Origin of the sequence: Dyadobacter sandarakinus (genome assembly GCF_016894445.1) — a bacterium.
Lineage (GTDB): Bacteria > Bacteroidota > Bacteroidia > Cytophagales > Spirosomataceae > Dyadobacter > Dyadobacter sandarakinus.
In genome coordinates, this window is record NZ_CP056775.1 from 676,134 (window position 1) to 696,767 (window position 20,634).

The window sequence follows — 20,634 nt, forward strand, 5'->3', positions numbered from 1 at the left end:
CTGTTCCCGGCCGATGGAGAAAATCCGTGTTGCTTTTTTCGCTGATATACTGATCGAAGAGTTCGACGGGGCTTCACGCACCATGTTCCAGCTCATTCGCCGGATTGATCCCCGCCGGTTTGAGTTTCTTTTTATATGCGGTACCGGGCCTGATACCCTGGCCGCTTGTGAATGCATCCGCATTCCCAGCCTCACACTGCCTTTTAACAACACGTACTCGGTGGCTTTGCCGCAGCTGGCAGGTAAAGCGCTGGAAGATAAGCTGCAAGCATTTGCCCCCGACGTCGTGCATATTGCAACGCCTTCTTTGCTCGGGAATTATGCCCTCCGCTTTGCCCATCACCGGGGTATTCCGGTACTGACGATCTACCATACCCATTTTATTTCCTACCTGGATTACTACCTCAGCAAAGCACCTTTTCTGATCCGGTACGCACGGGAAAGCATGGCAGCCGTGCATACGCGCTTTTACAATCAGTGCGACCGCATTTATGTCCCTTCCGAAAGCATTGCCAGGGAAAAGGTTGCTATGGGTGTTTCGCCGGGCAGGATCATGATCTGGAAGCGCGGGATCGATACCGTTCTTTTTAATCCCGGTAAAAGGAACCCTGCATTGATGAAGCGTCTGGTGGGCAATACCAGGCCCGTCATCTTGTTTGCCAGCAGGCTGGTTTGGGAGAAAAACCTGGAAACGCTGATCCGCATCTACAACCTTTGCCGCCAGGCGGAACTGCCTTATAACTTTGTGATTGCGGGCGACGGCGTGGCGCGCAAGGCTTGCGAACAGCAGATGCCGGGAGCTGTTTTTCTGGGTAAAGTGGATCACCAGACCCTGTCGGGCCTGTATGCCTCCGCGGATATTTTCCTTTTTACCTCCATATCTGAAACCTATGGCAACGTGGTCGCCGAAGCCATGGCATCGGGACTTCCGTGCGTCATTGCCGATGGCGGCGGCTCTGCCGATTTTGTGGCCCAGGGCGAAAACGGGTTCAAGTGTGATCCCGGAGATGCAGCGGACTATGTGGGCAAGCTCCGGCTGGTGCTGGAAAACCGTGCGGTCTGGGAGCGCTTTGCCGCTGCGGGGAGGGCACTCAGCCTAACACTCGACTGGGAGCAGCTTGCAGGACAGTATTTTCATGAAATAGGAAAAATGGCCGGACAACTTGCGGCCGGTGAACTGGCATGAAAACCTGGAAAGTGCTGCTGGCCGGGATGGTCTGCTTTTTCTTTTATGTTTTTGTAAAAACCACAGACCTGCGCCTGGTATGCGCCTCGCTCCGTCAGGTTGATTTTCGCTTCTTTTATCTGCTTCTCACCACATTTGTGGCCAACTGGTGCGGGGCAGTCGGCTGGAAGTACTGCATGGGCAGACAGGCAAAAGGCATTTCGGTTTCATACCTGTTTCTGATCCGGCAGATTGGGGAAACGGTGGGGCTGGTCAATCCCGCGGGGATTGTGGGCGGAGAGGCCTGCAAAGTATACCTGCTCGCCGGCCGGCTCCCGCAAGCCACGGCAATTACCGCATCCCTGCTGATTTCGCGGGTGATCATGGCAGCGACCCAGCTGATCCTCTTTATGGTAGTTGCTGTACTCATCTCCATGCAGGGTTCATTCAGGCTCCCGAATCTGCCAGCCGTACCTGCGAAGAGCATGGTTTACATTGCTGCCTGTATCCTCTTCCTGATCGTGGCCGGCAGATTACTCGTCACCAAGTGGAAGCCGCTTCAAACAAGCCGGCGTGCTGCCAGCATGCGGTTAAAGTTCAGCCAGAGCATAGGGGAAGTAAGGCAGGCGTTTTTTCTTTTTTTTACAAATGACAAAAAAGGCCTGGTGCTTGCCGCTATCTTTTTTTCAATGCATTGGGTGCTGGGTGCAGTGGAAATTTACCTGATCCTGCTGTTTCTGCATGTGCCGGCTACGATGCTGCAGGCCATGTTTGTAGATCTGGGTGTTACCTTTTTTAAGACGGCGGGCGGGTTTATACCCGGTCAGCTGGGGGCTGAGGAGCTCGGCAACCGCGTGATGCTGGGCGTACTAGGCCCAGCGGCAGCGAGCGCATGGCTTACGTTATCCGTGCTAAGACGTGCTCGCCAGCTTTTCTGGATACTATTTGGTTTGGCGGCTTACCTCATTCGGTTGCGGTCGGGCCGTCTTTCTTCCGCAGTACATGGAAATATTGTTCGTAAGCCATAAATACCCGCCGGCAATCGGGGGAATGGAAAAGCAGAGCTATGAGCTGATCACCGGCATGCAGCGGCACGCACGGGTACATACCATTGTATACGATGGCAGCGGCAGCAGGCTGCTGTTTTTCCTGTCGTTGCAAAAAAGGATACTCTGTATGTGCCGGCAGCATCCGGGGATTTCCGTGATCCACTTCAACGATGCGCTCATCGCAGCCATGTGTCTCTGGCACAAAGGCTATGGTCACCTGGCGCGCACTGTAACCCTGCACGGCCTGGATGTGGTGTTTCCGCTGGGTTTGTACCAGCAATACATTCTCCCCCGTTTCAACCGTTTTGACCTGCTGATTGCGGTAAGCAGGGCCACTGCCACGACCTGTGCAGAGCGGGGTCTGATGCCCGGAAAGCTGATGGTGATCCACAATGGGGTTGATCAGCAGCAGCAGGCTCAGGTAACCAGGAGGGAGGCCGCCCGATATATCGAGGCGAAGTACGGGCTCGATCTGGCAGGCAGGCAGGTATTGCTTTCCGTGGGCAGGCCAGTCAGGCGCAAGGGTTTTTCATGGTTTATCCGCGAGGTACTGCCCATGCTCGGAGACAATGCGCTATACCTGATGGCAGGTCCGTACCGCTCTAAAAGAACATGGGGCAACCGGCTTTTTTCCTTACTTCCAGCGGGTTTCCGCCAGCTTACTGAACTCTTTTTCGGCCTGCCTTCCGATGAAAACAAAATCCGGGAGCTTGCAAAAAGAACCGAAAACAAGAACCGCTATCAACATTTGGGTAAAGTACCGGCGGAGGATCTGAGTATGCTCCTGAGCGCGGCAGATGCATTCGTCATGCCCAATATTGCCGTAAAAGGGGACATGGAAGGTTTCGGGCTGGTATGCCTGGAAGCCAGTCTGCATGGCACGCCGGTGCTTGCTGCTGAGCTCGACGGGATAACAGATGCGGTACATCATGGTAGAAATGGTTTTTTGCTGCCTGCCGGGGATGCCGGTGCATGGGTACTGGCACTGAGCGAATTAAACTTGAATCAATCCGCTGATCCAATTTCAAGTGATATGGCTCAGCATTATACAAGAACGCATTTCAGCTGGAAAAGGATGGTGGGCGGCTACTACAAAGCCTTTCAGGAAGTAATTATTAAAAAAAATTAAGAACCATTCTTCAAGGCACAGTTTTTTTCTTTTACCGGAAAATATAAATTTCCCCCTGGTATGAGTGGTATTCATGGTGCATTGGGAGCACCCGGTCCGATTTCCTGCCTTGTCATAGACGATGATACAGAAGATCAGGAGATTTTTCTTTTAGCCTTACAGCAGTCGCATCCAACGGTTTCTTGCAGCTTTTCCTGTGACGGAAATGAAGCGGTAAAATTGCTTGAAAGTAATAATCTGCCCATTCCTGACTATATTTTTCTGGATTGGAATATGGTATTGTCTGATCCCATCGACTGTATACGTCAGTTGCGCGCTTTGCAGGGCACAGCCCATATCAACATCAATATCCTGAGTGGTGAAATACCGATGATCACAGATCATGATATGCAGGAATTAGGGATTTCAAAAGTAATCCGCAAACAGGGGACTATTCCTGACTTGTCCAACGAGTTGAGGAAGGTTGTCGTCACTGGGTAAATCTTCTACATCTTTGAACCTCCGCAGGCAGCGGAAAAGCTTTGTACCTCCACTCTTCAAATCCTTGTTTTCAGAACCTCAAAAGGAAGCATTTAGCAAGCAATATCCGAACTTCCTCGACCAGCTTCTACGGCAATAATATATTCTTTCGCATCTAGTTACAGGGCATTGTAGAACCCGCATAATCCAGCCCTTTTTACATCGAAATTCAGGCTTAAATACCCAAATATGCCCGCCAGTACGCACAGGGAAGTTTTTCAGCTTGCTGCGTATATGGATGCACGTTAAATGGCACTTCTCCGTGTTCGTGTAAAATTAGATATATCCAAGTTATTCTTAAATATTATGGCGGTGACTAATCTATCCGGCCTTACTTATCGTTGATATAGTCAAAGGTTCTGGCTGAAACAGCCCGGAGGAACTAAAAGGAAATGCTGTAACCAGCTACTTTGCTGGGAGTTGCGAACTATTTAGTACATTTGCGGAACCAATTAATTTATTGCGTAAACCATACTCATAATAACTCTATAACGACGATGAAAACAACTTTTGGAAGAGGCTGAATTGCCGGTTTGACAAATCAATTTGCCCGTCTTAATTCAATACTGTTTGATATGGAATTTGGCAGTCTGTTTTTGCCGACAGATTTATTGTTGAACACCGTGGCAGCAGAACTCAGAATGGCGGTCAAGGCATGTTCCAGGTTTGGACATGAGTGATCATTGTTCGTTCCCAAAATGAAGAATCTTGAAAAAATCTACGTTTTTAACACTATATCTGAAAGAGGTAATTTGTTATAAAATATGCATACTATTAACGTTCCTATGTGTATTTTCTAATCGGGCGAATGCGTTATCCGGTTATTTTTCGAATAAATTGCCTATACACACCGCCAGCATGGATACCTTGTCCGACCGTACGCGCATCGGACAAAGTGACTATGGACAAACCGCTGCCAGTGCCAAATTACTTCAGGCCAAAGCACGGGACATCGATACCGGCATCAAACTGCCCGAATCTGAAAAGATACGTACTGCCGCTCCCAAGCGTCCGGTTAAAATCAATTTTTCCGTTCAGCGTATCAGCTTTACCGTTTTAAAAGGTCAGCTCATTCAACCCCGGGTGGTCAAGATTCTGTCGGAACTCACTGGGCCCGTTTTCAGGCTCGTCAAGACAGAGGCCAAATGGCTGCACCTGCCGGACACGACCGACGGGCTGCTTACATTCGGTCCGCGCTCCATCAATTCGAACATCAAGCCGGGGCAGTACCATGCGATGGTAACCTGCACCGCTGACGGGCATATTCCCGCTTCACTGCTGATCGACCTGCAGGTGATCGATGCCATGCATCCGCAAACCCTGAACATCGACTTCCAGGATCCGAAAAGTGAGCCGCCGCTGGGGTACCTGAAAGATTACGGGCAGCCTTTTGGCTGGCGTTCCGGTAAAGATCAGGGCACAGGGCTGGTCTACGGCTGGAAGGATCGTGCTACCGGCAAGGCGCTCAATCTTACCCCCAATGGTCGGAATCGCAATACACCCGACGACGTGTTGCTTGCGACACTCGTGCACATGCAGGCCAACCATATTGCCAATCCCAGGTGGAAGGGTGTCAAACGGGAAGGATACTGGGAGATCAAAGTTCCCAATGGTACCTATGACGTAACCGTAGCAGTAGGAGACGGCCGCGTAACATCCAAGATCGAGAAACACTCCATTTTTGTAGAGGGAAAACTGGCGATCAACAAGTTTGTCCCGAATGGTAAAAAGGGTACGATCAGCCGGTTCAAATCGGCTACGGTCCGGGTTGACGTAAAAGATGAGCTGCTTACACTCAGCGCAGATGGTGGTACCAGTACCAAAATCAACTCCGTGTCAATCAAGCCGGTGACGGTGAGCCCTTATGTATTTACGAGCACCAAAAACGTCAATCTGACCTTGGTGAAAGGCTCGAAAGGGGAGAAGGCGTTTTCCATGGTCATGGGCAATTCCAATAATGCATCCGGTCGTTACGAGCTAGGGATCAGCTATGGGCGCGGCGCTAAAAACTGGCTGCATTTTGATAAACATATTGCTGGAAGGCAGCCTGCCGGCAGGTTTGACTATGCTGCGGCGGAGCACTTGCCGGTCGGCATTTACCATGCAACATTGAGGGTGAGCTCGGGAGAATTGACCAGTGCATTGTTTTCCGTGCAGATTAACGTAGTCGATGGTAACCGGCCGTATGTGGTTTCGTCCACACCGCTGAACGGCACAGCACGCATCAGCCTTAAGTCAGCCAGTATTGCGGCGAACAACCTGCATATTCCTGCCAAAAAAGGTATAAAAGGGGGTGTAAACAATACAACCATCACGAATCGTACGGTAATGCTCCTGAAACTGGTGGATTCAAAGTTTTATCCGATCCGCGGCACCGTGCAGGGAACCGGCGGAGGCGACGTGATCAGCTTTACACCTACGCGGGAGCTTGAACCGAATACGATTTATAAATTCGTGATTACCAGGGGTGTCAAATCGTATGCAGGAGCTCCTTTTGCACCTTACGAGGCTACTTTTACCACCGACGAGGCCATCATTGATTCCAGCAGCATGCTGCGTGCGGAATTTACACGAGTACCTATCCCAGGGACACGTAATAAAAAATACACTTCGCTTACAATCGGGCCCGACGGGAAGTTCTATGCCCTGCGGCTCGACGGGCTGATCGACCAGTTTACGTTTGATCATAAAACCGGCTTGCTGACCGGTCTGAGGGTAATCAAAACCCTGGTAAGCAGGTACGGACTGCGCTCCGCAATCGGGATGGCCTTTGATCCGGAATCTACTCCTGAAAACCTGATCCTATGGGTTTCCCACTCCTCGGCCGGGATGTCCATGGCACCCGCATTTGACGGCAATATTTCCAGGCTGGAAGGTTCGAGTCTGCAGCGGGAGCAGCTGATGATTACAAATCTGCCACGCTCCAAACGCGATCACATGATCAACGGACTGGCATTCGGGCCGGACGGTGCATTGTACATGAGCCAGGGCAGCAATAGTTCGGCCGGTCTGTACGATGCCGACTGGCAGCGGCACGAGAGTCTGCTGGCAGGTACGGTTTTACGGCTTGACAAAGCGAAGCTCAGGTCATTCAACCTTCCGCTCGATGTAAAGACAACATCAAACCAGCGGGCCGTAAACCAGGCTCCGAAGGTAGCGCCTACCATGTCCGATGGTACTTACAACCCCTATGGAAGCAAGGCGCCAGTCACCATTTTTGCCTCGGGCGTGCGGAATGCATACGACTTGCTGTGGCACTCCAATGGGCAGCTGTACCTCCCCACAAACGGTTCGGGCGGTGGCGGTAATTCCCCGGCATCCGTGGCAGGCACCCGCAGGCCTGATGGTACATTTTACACCGGGCCGCGCATTCCTGTGACCACCAACATACAGGTGCAGCACGACTGGCTTTTCCGGATCAATCCGAACCTGCCTGTGGGCTACTTTGGCCACCCGAATCCGATGCGCGGAGAGTATGTCCTCAATCGTGGGCCGGAGGACAATTCGCTGTACCTGCCGTCCGTCAAAGCAGATAAAAATTACCGCACAGGCTATGATCTTGGATTGAACAAGTCGCCCAACGGTGTGATTGAATATAAAAGCAATGCATTCCGGGGAGCGTTGCAGGGCAAGATTCTGGTATGCCGGTTCTCGGGCGGAGGCGACATTATTGTGCTGGAACCGGGTTCAATCAAGAACACGCACCAGAAAGGCGATGACGGTATTTACGATATTATAAAAGTGCATTCGGGCTCGGGCAATAATGGTCTTGTCGGCATGTCGGGCTTTGGGAATCCATTGGATATTGTTGAAGATACGCTCAATGGTAACCTCTATGTGATCGAACATAACTGGAACGACAGTCCTAATCTCTCTGCCCAGATCACGCTGCTCCGCGTAAAAGAAGGTCCTGAACCAGCGCCGCTTGCCAAAGAGGCTGCAGGCAAAAACAAGAAGAAATAAACTGATTTACTTCACCTTGCTAAAAAGGTGCTGAGCCCGGTGCATACGATGTGCCGGGCTTTTTGTTTTTGTATACAAAAAAGAATGCTGCACAGGCCTGTAAAGCTCAGAATTGCTGGTGAAGGCATAGTTATTGCGAACAAGGTTTTGCTCAACCGGGCAATGCTGTTTTACTCAAAATACAAGATCATGCAGGATAACGAAAAGCTGCTCCATTCATCAACAGACCCAATTTCAGAAGAAACAATCTCCCAGCCGATCACCCGCAAAGGCTTCCTGTCGCTCAGTGGCAGGTATGCAGCGCTGGGTGCCGTAAGCGGGATAGGCCTTGCAGGCAGTACTTCGCACGACGCATTTGCGCAGGCGGTGAAGCCGGTTTCTCCCCCCGCGCGAATCCCGTCAGATCCCCAGGAGCCCATTGTGCTCGAAGCCTGGAAGTCGCAGTACGATCAGGCTTCGGCTCCGGTACCCACTCTCTTGCCGCCGGACAAACGTATAGGTTACGCCGTGGTAGGCCTGGGGCACCTTTCACTTGAGCAGATCATTCCGGCCCTCGGAGGATGTAAAAAGTCGAAGCTTGCCGCACTGGTAAGCGGTAGTCCTGAAAAGATGAAGCGTGTGGCAGAAATGTACGGGGTTACACCACAAAACTGTTACAGCTACGAAAATTACGATAAACTGAAAGACAACAAGGAAGTGGATGTCATCTACATCGTACTTCCGAACGGGCTTCATAAAGAATTCGTGGTGCGGGGAGCTGCTACCGGCAAACACATTCTGTGTGAAAAACCAATGGCCAATACAGCCGAAGAATGCAGGGAGATGATCGCCGCCTGCAACAAAGCAGGCGTGAAGCTGATGGTTGCCTACCGGATCCAGTTTCAGCCCCATAACCGGAAGCTGCGGGAGCTGGTGCAGAAAAAGGAACTGGGCGAACCCAAGTTTGTGGAAGCATCCAATTGCCAGAGCAGTGCCAATCCCGATCACTGGCGCCATAAGCTGAAACTAGCCGGAGGCGGGGCCCTGCCGGATATCGGGCTTTACTGCCTGAACACGACACGCTTTGTGCTCGGACAGGAGCCTGAGGAAGTATTTGCCTATCAATACAGCACGCCGGGAAATGCGCTGTTTAAAGAAGTGGAGGAAGTGATGTCGTGGCAGATGAGATTCCCGGGAGGAATAATTGCAAATTGCTCCACCCACTACAACGTTCATGAAAGCCGGCATTATCGTGTGCTTTGTGAAAAAGGATGGGCCAATATGGACAAAGCGTATGCTTACAAAGGTCAGTCGCTGTCCCGTGCCAAGGCCGATGGCAAAATGGAACTGCATGAGAATATCGGTCTTGCGGAAGTAGACCAGTTTGCAACCGAAATAGATCATTTTTCAGGTTGTATCCTGGATAACAAGCAGCCATTCACGCCAGGTGAAGAAGGCTTGCAGGACCACATTATCATGGAAGCAATCTACAAATCGGCGCGTGAAGGCAAGCCTGTAAAACTCGCCAAAGAGAACCCGCTGGCCGGGAAAAAGGGACCGGAGCCGGAGGAAGGATAGGAGGAGAAAAGTTTGAACAAATTGCCGGCATCATTGTTGGTGCCGGTTAATAAGTTTAGTTGATATCTTATTTAAAGTATTGGCAAGGGCAACTGTCTATTAGTAAATAGGTGGTAATTTAATGCCGCTTGTTGCTGTTTTTTAATTAACCTATCAATGTGTTTCATGAGAAAAACTTTCCTATCCGTTATTTTTGTTCTACTCAGCATTTCATCTTTTGCACAACTTTGCTCACCTCCAGCATTCCAAAGTCAGGAACAAATCAACAATTTCCGGAGCAATTATCGTGGTTGCCGCCTTATCAATGGCAGCCTGACTATTTCAGGTACAAACGTAACAAATCTTGACAGTCTTAAGTCTTTACAAGGTGTTCTGGGCGACTTTACATTGGCTAGTACAGGAATTGTCAATAATATGTCGGGCCTTTCAAATCTTGCTTTTATCAATGGTTATATCAACATAATCGATAATCCATTACTGGTGACACTTGATGGTCTCGACAATTTGTCAAATGTGCCTGTTCAGTTGCGGGTTGTTGGAAATAATTCACTTACCAGCATTGCGGCCCTCAAAAACGTAAAAGGCGTTTCATTTTTTCTATCTGTTGGTGCAAACGCAAAGCTGGAAACGCTTACCGGATTGGAGGGGATCAGCTCGATTGGAGGAGAAGTATCCATTGCATTGAACAACAGCCTTAAAAACGTAGACGCCTTAAACGGAATCTCTTACATACCCAATTATCTGTATATTTCAAATAATCCGTCTCTTACAAGTGTGACAGGACTGAGTAATCTTTCCTTTGTGGGTAATTACCTGCAAATGGATAATAATGCAAGTATAACCACACTTTCGGGTCTTGAAAATCTTGCTAATGCTCCGAACTACATGGCATTTACTAACTCGCCGAAGCTATCATTCTGTGCCGTAAGAAGTGTCTGCCTTCGTGCGATATCAGGAAGCATTGCAATTTACGGCAATGCGCCGGGTTGTTCTTCACGCGAAGAAATTGCGGCTGCATCTGAGTGCAGGCCACTACCTGTAACGCTTCAAAGTTTTACAGGAAAGCACGTATCTGAGGGGAATCTAATTACTTGGAATACGTCGCAGGAATATAATAATGAAGGATTCGAGTTGATGCGTAGTGCAGATGCGGTAAGTTTTGAAACCATAGCCTACATCAAAGGAAATGGAACAAGCTCTATGAAACACGAATATTCATTTACGGATACAAACAGGGCCGCAATTACCTATTATCGTTTGAAGCAGATCGACTCTGATGGAAAATTTACAATGTCTCGGACCATTGCTGTCAGGGCTGAATTGGACCGCATGAAAACAATCGCATATCCAAATCCGGTAAGGGGCGAGCTTTTTATCGATGCATCCGACCTGAATCAACCTTACAGTCTGCACAATGAAGCAGGTAATCTCTTACGGGAAGCAGTAACAATCCCTACCAATGGAATCAATACGAGCACACTGCAAAACGGTACCTACATTCTTACAGTTGGGAAGGAAAAGATTAAAGTAGTTGTTGCTAACTGAAGTAACAAGGGTAAATTCTTGCAATAATAGTAACGTGATGAGGAATGTCTATTATGGCATATAGCACAACCTCAGCAGTTTAATAACTGGGAGCAATGTTCTGCTACGCATATTAGGTCCGTTCAAGTTGATCGTAATGCAAGTATTCAGAGTGGCAGCTACTTCTATGTATTGTCGCACGTATTTGCTATTTTAGTGAAAAAGCTTGACTGATATATGAAAACACTATCCCGGTGGTTGGGGCTGCTGCTGCTGGCAGCGCCGGTTACAGGCTGCGATGAAGGGCTGGACGAAGCCCCAGGACAAGAGGTTTTTTTTGAAGTAAATCATGCCAATGGTGCCTGGGGAAGTCAGTACAAGGGCTTCCTGATTGATAAGGACGGCCACATCAGAAAATACAATGATGCGGGGATGGCTTCCGGGCTGAAAGGAAGTATGCCGCTCACAAGCCGGGAGCTGGATGAAAAGCTTGCAGCAATGGTACTTGCACCGGAAACAATCGCATCGGGTGATCTTAATACATGGGTTTCCCGGATCGGGGCAATTGCAGATACGGCTTACTCCAAGCCCGTACGCGCCGGAGCCGATGCGGGTATTACGCGCTACTATGCTTACCGCTACGATCAGGCCAAAGCACAATATACCGCAGTACTTCTCAGACAATCCGGGGACGAATTGATCGACAGCAGGGATGAGGCTGCATTGCAGATCGCCGATTGGCTCAAAGGTGTTTCCGGCAAGATCTATTAGATTTTTAAAGCAGTACAAACAAAAATGGTCAGCCCGGAAGCTGACCATTTTTATTGTCTTATAGTTTTTAATATTTGAAAACAGTGCGACTGTATGAATGTTTGTCCCCCGTAACCTTGATCTGGTAGTTGCCGGAAGGCAGCTTGCTCAGGTCTACACTGAATTTTCCATTGACAGCCTTTGCCTTTTTTCGTACCACAACTTCCTGGCCGGCTGTATTCAGCACCTGGATGTCGGCCTGCGTAACCGATGCTTCGGGTACTTCCAGCGTGAGCAGGGACTGTACCGGGTTAGGGAAAAACCGCAGCTCACCCGCCAGCTCAGGATCGATTGCCACCAGCTGACTGTATGCAAACTGTCCGTCCGTATCCACCTGTTTGAGGCGGTAGTAGCTGGTGCCATCCGCGTAAGGAGCATCTGTAAACCGGTAATCTTTTCTGGCCGTAGCATTGCCGATACCTGCAACCCGTCCGATTTCTGTAAAGTCGCGTCCATTCAACGTTCTCTCCACCGCAAAATAATCATTGTTGGTTTCCGAGGTTGTCGACCAGGTGAGCAGGTTCCCTTCCGGCGTATGCTTGCCCGTGAAGGCGATCAACGTAACAGGCAGCGGGCCGGCAGGAGGTGAGTCCGACAAACCGAAACCTGAAAACCCGGTATCGAATGTTGCCGTAAATGCATAATCCGTTTCAAATGCAGTCCGGGTCCTGACGGAAGCATAAGCCGTTTTCTGCGAGCTTCCTGCACTGATGTTCCCTTCGGTTTTACCCATTGAGTTGATATTGCTGCCTTTGAACGTCGGAAGTTCCGCTCCTTTGTAATACAGCGTTATCTCGTACCTGCCATTCGGATTATTGGTCGTAGGAGTTACTTTGAATGTTTTTCTGGTAATATGATAAGAGCCGACCCATGATGTTGCATCCTTACCGGCCCGGTCTACTGCCACCGCGGTACATCCGTAATTGTGTGAGGTCAGGTTCTTGATTTTAGCCATCAGATCACCGGTTTGGGGATCGTAAAATACAGCTGTTTCATTTGGACCAAGATATTCGACAGCTGCCGTCGTTGTATTCACCGCCGTCTGGATGCTGTTGGAGTTAGTGGCAGTGAGCCTGATGTTGTCAATAGCCCACCAGTAATCCCATCTTGACACAAACCTGAACCGCACCTTCATGTTCACATTGGCATATTCATCAGGAATCGCGATCGATTCGGAAGCTGCCTGAAAGTTCAGCAAATCGCCTGCATTCGGTGTTTTCTGATCCTGCTTGAAGACGGTCCGCCATACGGATCCATCCCATACATCAACAGTACCCTGCTCATTGAAACCACCATCATAGGGCAGCCAGGCCTGATCAAACGTGATCACCATGTTTTTCTTCCCGGCCGTATTCACGGCAGGCGATTCAATGATCTCATCCATCTGAATGGACGCCTGTATGGTTGTATTTGAGTTCACAAAAAGGAAACCCGGACCCGACGGATCCAAACCCGCATCACTGAAACTGGAGACTGTCCAGGTATGCTGCGAGTTGCCCCCATTGATAATAGACCAGCCCGACCGTCCATTGTTGAAATCGGCAGAAAGCAGCTCTTCGGTGTAGTTACCCGGTTCCAGGTCATCGTCGGTGATCGTGACCAGGCAGGTTTGCATGGAGTCCGCAGCATACGCGTCACCCCCGTTCGCATTGATCGAGTAGGAGAGATTAATCGTTTCAGGTCCTTCGACGTAAGCATCATTGTAAACCCTGACGGTCACATTCTTGCTCAATGCACCATTTTCCAGTGTGATCGACGCAGGCGAAATGGTATAATCACCGTTTTGGCCCTGCTTTGCTGTACCTGTCGGTGTCTTGAATGTAATTGTCACCGGCTTGCTCGGCGCCTTGTCTATCTGCACGGCGATGGTTTTGTCAACATAGCTCACACACGCGGCACCGGGTGTAGTGGCCTGGCCTTCGTCAATGTAAACCCTGTCAGTTGCAAAATGAACAGCCGGTGTGACCGAGCAGGAGTAAACCCGTATGTCATCCACATACCAGCCAAGCTGTCCGCCGCAGCCGTCGGTGCCAAGTTCAAAGCGGAACTGGATATTGTCGCCCGGATTAAGCCCTATGGCGCTCAGGTCAATCTGACTTTGTCCCCAGCTTCCTTTTACACTTCCCTCATCCTGTCCCGAGAAGGCTGCCTGGCCTGCCAGCGGATTATCATTTCCCGTGGCTACACCACTGATCACGTTGTTATAGCCATTTGCGGTAAATGCACCTTTGGGCAGCAGCTTGTAACTTGCACCATTGATGGAATACTTGATGTTACCTCCATCCCAGAACTCCTCAATTGCTATGTAGTGGTCAAATGCCATGCGAAGCGTACCTGCCGTAGTGGCCGGAATGTTGATCACCGGGCTTTGAAGCCGGATCACACCGTTCTGGAAAGATTCCTGGCAATCGCCTCCCGGGAAGTCGGCACCGTAAGCCACCTTTCCGGTACGTCCGTCGGTAGCATTGGCGACAGTCCAGTTTCTGGCAGTCCAGCTGGTAGACGAACTTTGATTGGAAACGGTAAACTTACCAAGTCCATCCTCAAAATCTTCAAAGAAGATGGCCAGGTTTTCATTAGCACCTTCGCAGAGCGATGCAACCGGTTTCAGCAAAGGTCTGAACCCGCAGCTTACTTCCGAGCGCATTTCTGTAGCAAGCATTACCCTGCTGAGCTGTACCACGTCGGAAGAAGTAATGATCGAGCCTGAGTTACCAGCGGCACCCGTCTTCGTGGTTAAAGAGCGGAGGTTGATGCCGACCAGCGAGGTAGCGGCAGCTTCCAGTATGTCGGCCTGCGCCGCAAAGTCGGTGGTTGCTGTCATGTACTGCGACTGCGCCAGCCAGAATATGTGTGCTGCTTTGGTCAGTCCGATGCCCCGGATGGTCTGACCGTTGAACGTTCCGCCGTCAACCAGCAATGCATAGGCATGGTTGAGGATGCCACTGTTGATGTGTACACCGCCTTCGTCATCGTCTGCACACCAGTACAAAGGATCCGAAACCTTGCCCGGACTGCCGAAGCAATTTGGATTCCACATGTCGCGGAGGGCACCATTGAATGCAGTCGCTTTTTCTCCCACCTGCCAGCGTGCCGAGCTGCCGCATGCCGTACGTGCGCTGTTGCTTTCACCTTCATCAAAAAACTCGTTGAGCTGATCTACGGTCTCTCCCCATATATCGGAATAAGCTTCATTTAGGGCACCGGGCTGCCAGCCGTAGATGAGCCCGCTGGTGTACTCGGTGTATGCATGCGCCCATTCGTGAGCCACCACGTCGTCGGTCGCCAGGCCATCGCAGTAGTTTGCCGTGACTCCGTTCCAGTTTGCATTCGGGCACTCAATATCGGGGTTGTTGTTGATCGTGACCATCATGGCATCCTGCCCGTCATAGGAGATCCGGCCAAAGGTATTTTTCATCAGATTGTAAATAAACCCTGCTGACCGCACTTCCGACTCCTGCCAGATGGTGAGGGCTCCCGGAAGTGCATTGCCTTCCTGCCACACGAGCGTTTCGCTGCTTACTGTTTCTTCGTACAGCTTCCTGTTGATGGAGTGGGTGCCTGTGAACTTTTCGATCACATCGCCCGTATGCGCATCGATATAAACAAACTCACGTACGCTGAAACCATCGCGCACTTCCACTTCGTAAGCCAGGTGCCTGGAACCATTATAGCCCTGTGCCAGTCCCTTCTGGAAAATATACAACGCGGTCCGGTAAGCTTTCAGCGGGTATTTGGGCCGCGACGGCTTTTCGGTGCCCAGCGACTTGATGGCCAGTGACTCTGCCTCGTGCTGAGCCAGGGTAGGAACCGGATTTACCTTGATCTCGGGAATAAAGTTGCCATTTACCGAAGTCAGGTTCAGGGCGGTATTGTAGTGAAACCGCAGCAGTCCGTCAAACACCGGAACACCCTTGTAGGTTTGCTGAAGTGTCACATTCTCGAATCCATATACGTCACGCCGCTGTTCCTTGAAGCGGTGTCCGTCCTGACCAGCCCGGAGGCCGTAAAGGCGTGTATTCTGGTTCAGGAAGTTAATGGATTTCTGCTGAACGTCCGTTCCGCTTACTGGGAATGCCCGGCCAGCCGGAAACCGGAGTATGCTTAATGCACTGGTAGCTTTGTCGACGGTGGCTGATGAGCCGGTTTGGCTGCTGAAATTCTCGATTTCTCCTTTAATTGCATCCTGAGCCATTGAAGAACCTACGCCTGCGAGGTACATACAGGCAATAAGTAAAGAATGTTTCATACTATGTTGGTTAGTTAAGTTGACCTGCTGACAAGATAGAAAAATTATGCTGTAACCTAAGCCAATTGTATCAGGCTCAATGTAGATGTAGTTTATGACGTACTCATATACGTTTGCTATATGGTTAGAAATAACCGGATTTAACGGCAATAAAATTTGTGCCAGCGCAGTCACAAAAAGTTTGCTGCTGTGCTTCCCTGAAATGCTGGTGGTGAACAAGCCTCTTCCTCCCCGACTTCCGGCAGGTTGTCACAGCAGGGTATAGGGTTACATGTTGTAAATCGCGGGTAGCGAACTTCCTGACGGATTTTTGCTTACATTGACCATCCAAACCTTTTCACAGCCTGAACCCCCATGCAACCTGCCAAGCCGGCGTCCTTCCGCCTGGACTCGATCGACGTTTTTCGCGCGCTCACAATGTTCCTGATGATTTTTGTGAATGATTTCTGGACGCTGGAAGGTGTACCGCAGTGGATGGAGCATACCAAAGCAGCGGACGATGCCATGGGCTTGTCCGACGCTGTATTCCCGGCCTTTCTTTTCATTGTCGGTCTTTCCATTCCATTCGCCATTTCCAACCGCCGCCGCAAAGGGGATACGCCCCGTACCATTACACTGCATATCGCCGAGCGTAGCTTTGCGCTCCTGCTGATGGGAATTTTTCTTGTCAATTTTGAAAACATCAATGGGGATGCTATGGTGATCAGCAAGTATGTATGGGAGATACTGATGGTGATAGCCTTTCTGCTGATCTGGAACGTTTACCCGCAAAACCCGGAGCGTAAAGCATTGTACACGGGGCTTAAAATAGGGGGTGTGGTGCTGCTCATCGGGCTGGCAGCCATTTATAAGGGTGGCGATGCAGCGTCGCTCTCCTGGATGGGGACGCACTGGTACGGGATCCTCGGACTGATCGGTTGGTCGTACCTGCTTTGCGCAATGGTGCACCTGGTGGCCGGCGAAAGTATCCTGCTGAATGTGGCAGGCTGGCTGTTTTTTGTGCTTTTCAATCTGGCAAGTTTTGCCGAGCTGCTCAGTTTTCTGGATGGTATCCGGGAGCATGTATGGATTGTCGGCAGCGGCTCCATGCCCGCCATGACAATGGGCGGCGTAGTGGCATCCGTGATTTACAGGAAGTATGTAAAAGATGGTATCAGCCGTTCATTTCTGCTGATTCTATGCGTACTGGGGATCCTTTGCTTTCTATATGGCTTTGGTACCCGGCCTTTCTGGGGCATTTCGAAGATCCGGGCCACGCCGGCCTGGGTAGGCATATGCAGTGGAATCAGCTTTGTCGCATTTGCCTTTTTTTTCTGGCTGGTAGATTTACAAAAAAAGAAAGACTGGGCGGCCATTTTCCGGCCGGCAGGCGTAGCTACACTCACCTGTTACCTGGTGCCGTATGTATGGTATGCCGTGGTTACTTTGCTGGGTATCAGCTTGCCGGAGTTCCTGCGGACAGGCGTGGTGGGACTGATAAAGTCGGCCGTCTTTTCGCTCGCGGTGATTACGGTAACAGGTTTACTCAACAGGATCGGAGTGCAGCTGAAAATATAGTTGGGTGGTAAAATCGTTTCCCTTCGTCTTTTTACAAAGGGTATTTTAACCAATAAAAAAATGAACAACAGAAGAGCATTTGTCAAAAAGAGTCTTGCAGGAATACTCGCCGGAAATATGATGGTTCAACAAAATACGGCCCGGGCTGCCGCTCCCGAAGCCAGAAAGCCGGATACTTTCAAGCTTGCCATTGCCGGGTACAGCTTCGTGCATTTCAAACTGGACGAGGCGCTGGACATGATGAAGAAAACAGATGTTCATTATCTGTGCATCAAGGATTTCCACCTGCCGTACGACAGCTCGGCGGAGCAGATTGCCGCTTTCCATGAAAAATTGAAGCAGGCAGGAGTGACAGGCTACGCAGTAGGACCTATTTATACCAAATCCCGGAAAGACATTGACAATGCATTTGATTATGCAAAAAGGGTAGGCGTGGACCTGATCGTGGGCATACCTAATCATGAAGACCTCACCTACGTGGATCAGAAGGTAAAGGAAACCAACATCCGGTACGCTATTCACAACCATGGTCCCGAAGACAAGCTTTATCCCAATGCCACGGTCGTTTACAATCACATCAAAAACCTGGATCCGCGTGTAGGACTCTGTTTTGATATGGGCCACAACAAGCGCGACAAGCAGGATTCTGTGGCTGACCTGGGTAAATATGCCAAACGTATTTTTGATATACACCTGAAAAACGTAACTGCGGCCGAGAAAGAGGGCACTACCTGCGAGCTTGGGCGCGGCGTGATTGATATTCCTGCATTTGTGGCAATGCTGCGGAAAGTGAAGTACAGCGGCTCATGCAGTCTTGAATATGAGAAGGATATGAAGGACCCGCTGGCAGGGATTGCAGAGTCTGTGGGGTATTTCAAGGGTGTTTGCGACGCAGGGTAGGGCCGGAAAGTGCGTGAAAGTGCTTATAAGTCCTAATTTTGCAGCATAACCCATATCCGCCATCGTGGCCGGGGTTGTTATTATTTTAAACATAAAGCTAAACGCAATGCTTCAGACAGTTCCATTTGAACAGTTGCCGGCTTATAAAAAGCTGAAAACGCACCACAAGACCATTGCCCAGAAACACCTGAGGGAGCTTTTTGCCGAGGATCCCGACCGCCATAAAAAGTTTTCGATCCGCTTTGGCGACATTCTGCTCGATTATTCCAAAAACCGTATCAATTCACGCACGCGCTCGTACCTGATCCAGCTGGCGCAGGAAGCGGGTTTGTCCGAAGCGATTGAGAAGATGTTTACGGGCGATAAGATCAATGCCACCGAGGGCCGCTCCGTGCTGCATGTTGCCCTGCGCAACCGCTCCAATGAGCCCATCCTCTCCGATGGTAAGGATGTGATGCCCGAAGTGAACGAGGTACTCGCCAAGATGAAAGACTTTTCAGGCCGCGTGCGCTCGGGAGCGTGGAAAGGTTATACCAGCAAAGAAATCACCGATATCGTAAATATCGGAATCGGCGGCAGTGACCTGGGACCTGTGATGGTGACAGAGGCACTTAAAGCTTACGGCAAGCCGGGGCTCAACGTTCATTTTGTATCCAACGTGGACGGTACGCACATTGCCGAAACGGTGAAAACGCTCAATCCGGAAACTACGTTGTTCATGATCGCGTCCAAAACCTTTACGACCCAGGAGACCATGGCCAATGCGCATAGCGCACGTGACTGGTTCCTGGAAAAGGCTGCTGACGAAGCGCACGTGAAAAAGCATTTTGTAGCGATTTCCACAAACCGGAAGGAAGTGGAGAAGTTCGGGATTGATCCCGAAAATATGTTTGGGTTCTGGGACTGGGTAGGAGGAAGGTACTCCTTATGGTCGGCGATCGGGCTGTCTATCGCCTGCTTTGTGGGCTTCCAGAATTTTGAGCAGCTGCTTACCGGTGCACATGAAATGGACAAGCATTTCAGAACTACCAAGCTCGACCGCAATATTCCGGTGCTTTTGGGTTTGCTGGGCATTTGGTACAACAACTTTTTTGGTGCTCAAACCCAGGCTATTTTGCCCTATGACCAGTACCTGCACCGTTTTGCAGCCTACTTCCAGCAGGGAGATATGGAAAGCAATGGAAAAAGTACGGGTCGTGATGGCAAGCCAGTGGCGCATCAAACGGGCCCGATCATCTGGGGAGAACCGGGAACCAACGGTCAGCATGCATTTTACCAGCTCATTCACCAGGGTACAAAGCTGATTCCTTGTGACTTCATTGCTCCGGCAGTCAGTCTGAACCCGCTGGGTGACCATCACAAAATGCTGCTTTCCAACTTCTTTGCACAAACCGAGGCATTGATGAACGGAAAGACGGAAGAAGAGGTGCGGGCTGAACTGGAAGGTTCCGGCAAGAGCAAAGAAGAAACCGATTTCCTCACCCCCTTCAAAACGTTTTCAGGTAACCGTCCCACGAACTCGATCCTGGTCAGGAAAATCACTCCGAAAGTATTGGGCAGCCTCATCGCCATGTACGAGCACAAAATCTTTGTACAAGGCATTATCTGGAACATTTTCAGCTTTGATCAATGGGGTGTGGAGCTTGGCAAGCAGCTTGCCAACAAGATTTACCCTGAACTGCAAAATGACTGGCCGGTGTCCAACCACGACAGCTCTACCAACGGTCTGATCAATCAATACAAACGCTGGCGGTAAGTTTTCAGGATTACTGAAACAATTCCAAATCCCAGCAATACACCAGCAGCATCTGCCACGGCGTCCCACCAGTCAAAGGTGCGGTCAAAGGGCAGAAGCTGCTGGTAAAATTCAAGCCCGAGTCCATACGCCATTCCAATCAGGACCAGCTTCCTGCCCATACCGGGATAGGCGAGCGTCCAGAGGATGATCCATGCGGTAAACAGACCTGCATGTACCACCTTGTCAAATCCCACGACCGGTGCTGCGGGAATGTCTTTTCCCGGCCACGTGCAGGCTACCAGTATCAATGCTGTCCAGAAAATGCCCGGCCACGGGTTCCTGTCAAAAAATCGGAGTAGCTTTTTCAAAATATCAGAAGTAAGAACGTGCAAGATAATAGTTAGATTCCTAAATAATTGTCCCGCCTTTTTTAAGATTTTTTACTAAGTTTAGCGGATAAACATTCGTCATAAT

General features: G+C 50.2%; 13 protein-coding genes. 11 read left to right on the forward strand and 2 right to left on the reverse strand.

The genetic code is table 11. The annotated features are described in order from the left end of the window. Positions 1 to 13 precede the first annotated feature (13 nt). The 8 genes from HWI92_RS02675 to HWI92_RS02710 all read left to right on the forward strand — a co-directional run bounded on the left by HWI92_RS02675 (position 14) and on the right by HWI92_RS02710 (position 11,677). Positions 14 to 1,186, forward strand: a complete 1,173-nt coding sequence (locus HWI92_RS02675; RefSeq protein ID WP_229248739.1) for a glycosyltransferase family 4 protein — start codon at positions 14 to 16, stop codon at positions 1,184 to 1,186. Further along, complete coding sequence (locus tag HWI92_RS02680) at positions 1,183 to 2,193, forward strand: lysylphosphatidylglycerol synthase transmembrane domain-containing protein (protein ID WP_204660662.1); 1,011 nt, start codon at positions 1,183 to 1,185, stop codon at positions 2,191 to 2,193. The genes HWI92_RS02675 and HWI92_RS02680 overlap by 4 nt, the downstream gene beginning before the upstream one ends. After that, a complete protein-coding gene (locus HWI92_RS02685; RefSeq protein ID WP_204660663.1) occupies positions 2,168 to 3,343 on the forward strand; it encodes a glycosyltransferase family 4 protein in 1,176 nt (391 codons plus the stop codon). Before HWI92_RS02680 ends, HWI92_RS02685 begins: the two co-directional genes overlap by 26 nt. A gap of 60 nt (positions 3,344 to 3,403) precedes the next feature. Continuing rightward, a complete protein-coding gene (locus HWI92_RS02690; protein ID WP_204660664.1) occupies positions 3,404 to 3,823 on the forward strand; it encodes a response regulator in 420 nt (139 codons plus the stop codon). Positions 3,824 to 4,720: 897 nt separating this feature from the next. Next, positions 4,721 to 7,825: a PQQ-dependent sugar dehydrogenase gene (locus HWI92_RS02695; protein ID WP_204660665.1), complete on the forward strand. Its 3,105-nt coding sequence runs from the start codon at positions 4,721 to 4,723 to the stop codon at positions 7,823 to 7,825. A gap of 189 nt (positions 7,826 to 8,014) precedes the next feature. Further along, positions 8,015 to 9,382, forward strand: a complete 1,368-nt coding sequence (locus HWI92_RS02700) for a Gfo/Idh/MocA family protein (RefSeq protein WP_204660666.1) — start codon at positions 8,015 to 8,017, stop codon at positions 9,380 to 9,382. Between the two features lie 165 nt (positions 9,383 to 9,547). Then, positions 9,548 to 10,927 carry a T9SS type A sorting domain-containing protein gene (locus HWI92_RS02705; protein ID WP_229248747.1) on the forward strand — a complete coding sequence of 460 codons (1,380 nt, stop codon included), beginning with the start codon at positions 9,548 to 9,550 and terminating at the stop codon, positions 10,925 to 10,927. A 216-nt stretch (positions 10,928 to 11,143) separates the two neighbouring features. Continuing rightward, a complete protein-coding gene (locus HWI92_RS02710; RefSeq protein ID WP_204660668.1) occupies positions 11,144 to 11,677 on the forward strand; it encodes a hypothetical protein in 534 nt (177 codons plus the stop codon). A 67-nt stretch (positions 11,678 to 11,744) separates the two neighbouring features. Here the strand turns inward: HWI92_RS02710 and HWI92_RS02715 are convergent, their stop codons facing one another. Then, positions 11,745 to 15,965, reverse strand: a complete 4,221-nt coding sequence (locus tag HWI92_RS02715; protein WP_204660669.1) for a M4 family metallopeptidase — start codon at positions 15,963 to 15,965, stop codon at positions 11,745 to 11,747. Positions 15,966 to 16,319: 354 nt separating this feature from the next. On the opposite strand from HWI92_RS02715, the gene HWI92_RS02720 reads away from it, so the two are divergent. The 3 genes from HWI92_RS02720 to pgi all read left to right on the forward strand — a co-directional run bounded on the left by HWI92_RS02720 (position 16,320) and on the right by pgi (position 20,178). Next, complete coding sequence (locus tag HWI92_RS02720; RefSeq protein ID WP_204660670.1) at positions 16,320 to 17,522, forward strand: heparan-alpha-glucosaminide N-acetyltransferase domain-containing protein; 1,203 nt, start codon at positions 16,320 to 16,322, stop codon at positions 17,520 to 17,522. A 60-nt stretch (positions 17,523 to 17,582) separates the two neighbouring features. Continuing rightward, positions 17,583 to 18,422, forward strand: coding sequence for a sugar phosphate isomerase/epimerase family protein (locus HWI92_RS02725; RefSeq protein ID WP_204660671.1), 840 nt, complete (start codon positions 17,583 to 17,585; stop codon positions 18,420 to 18,422). Positions 18,423 to 18,528: 106 nt separating this feature from the next. Next, complete coding sequence (gene pgi / locus HWI92_RS02730; RefSeq protein ID WP_204660672.1) at positions 18,529 to 20,178, forward strand: glucose-6-phosphate isomerase; 1,650 nt, start codon at positions 18,529 to 18,531, stop codon at positions 20,176 to 20,178. Here the strand turns inward: pgi and HWI92_RS02735 are convergent. Continuing rightward, on the reverse strand, positions 20,157 to 20,528 hold the full coding sequence (locus HWI92_RS02735; RefSeq protein WP_229248749.1) for a VanZ family protein: 372 nt from the start codon (positions 20,526 to 20,528) through the stop codon (positions 20,157 to 20,159). The two genes, pgi and HWI92_RS02735, sit on opposite strands and share 22 nt — an antisense overlap. Between the last annotated feature and the right edge of the window lie 106 nt (positions 20,529 to 20,634).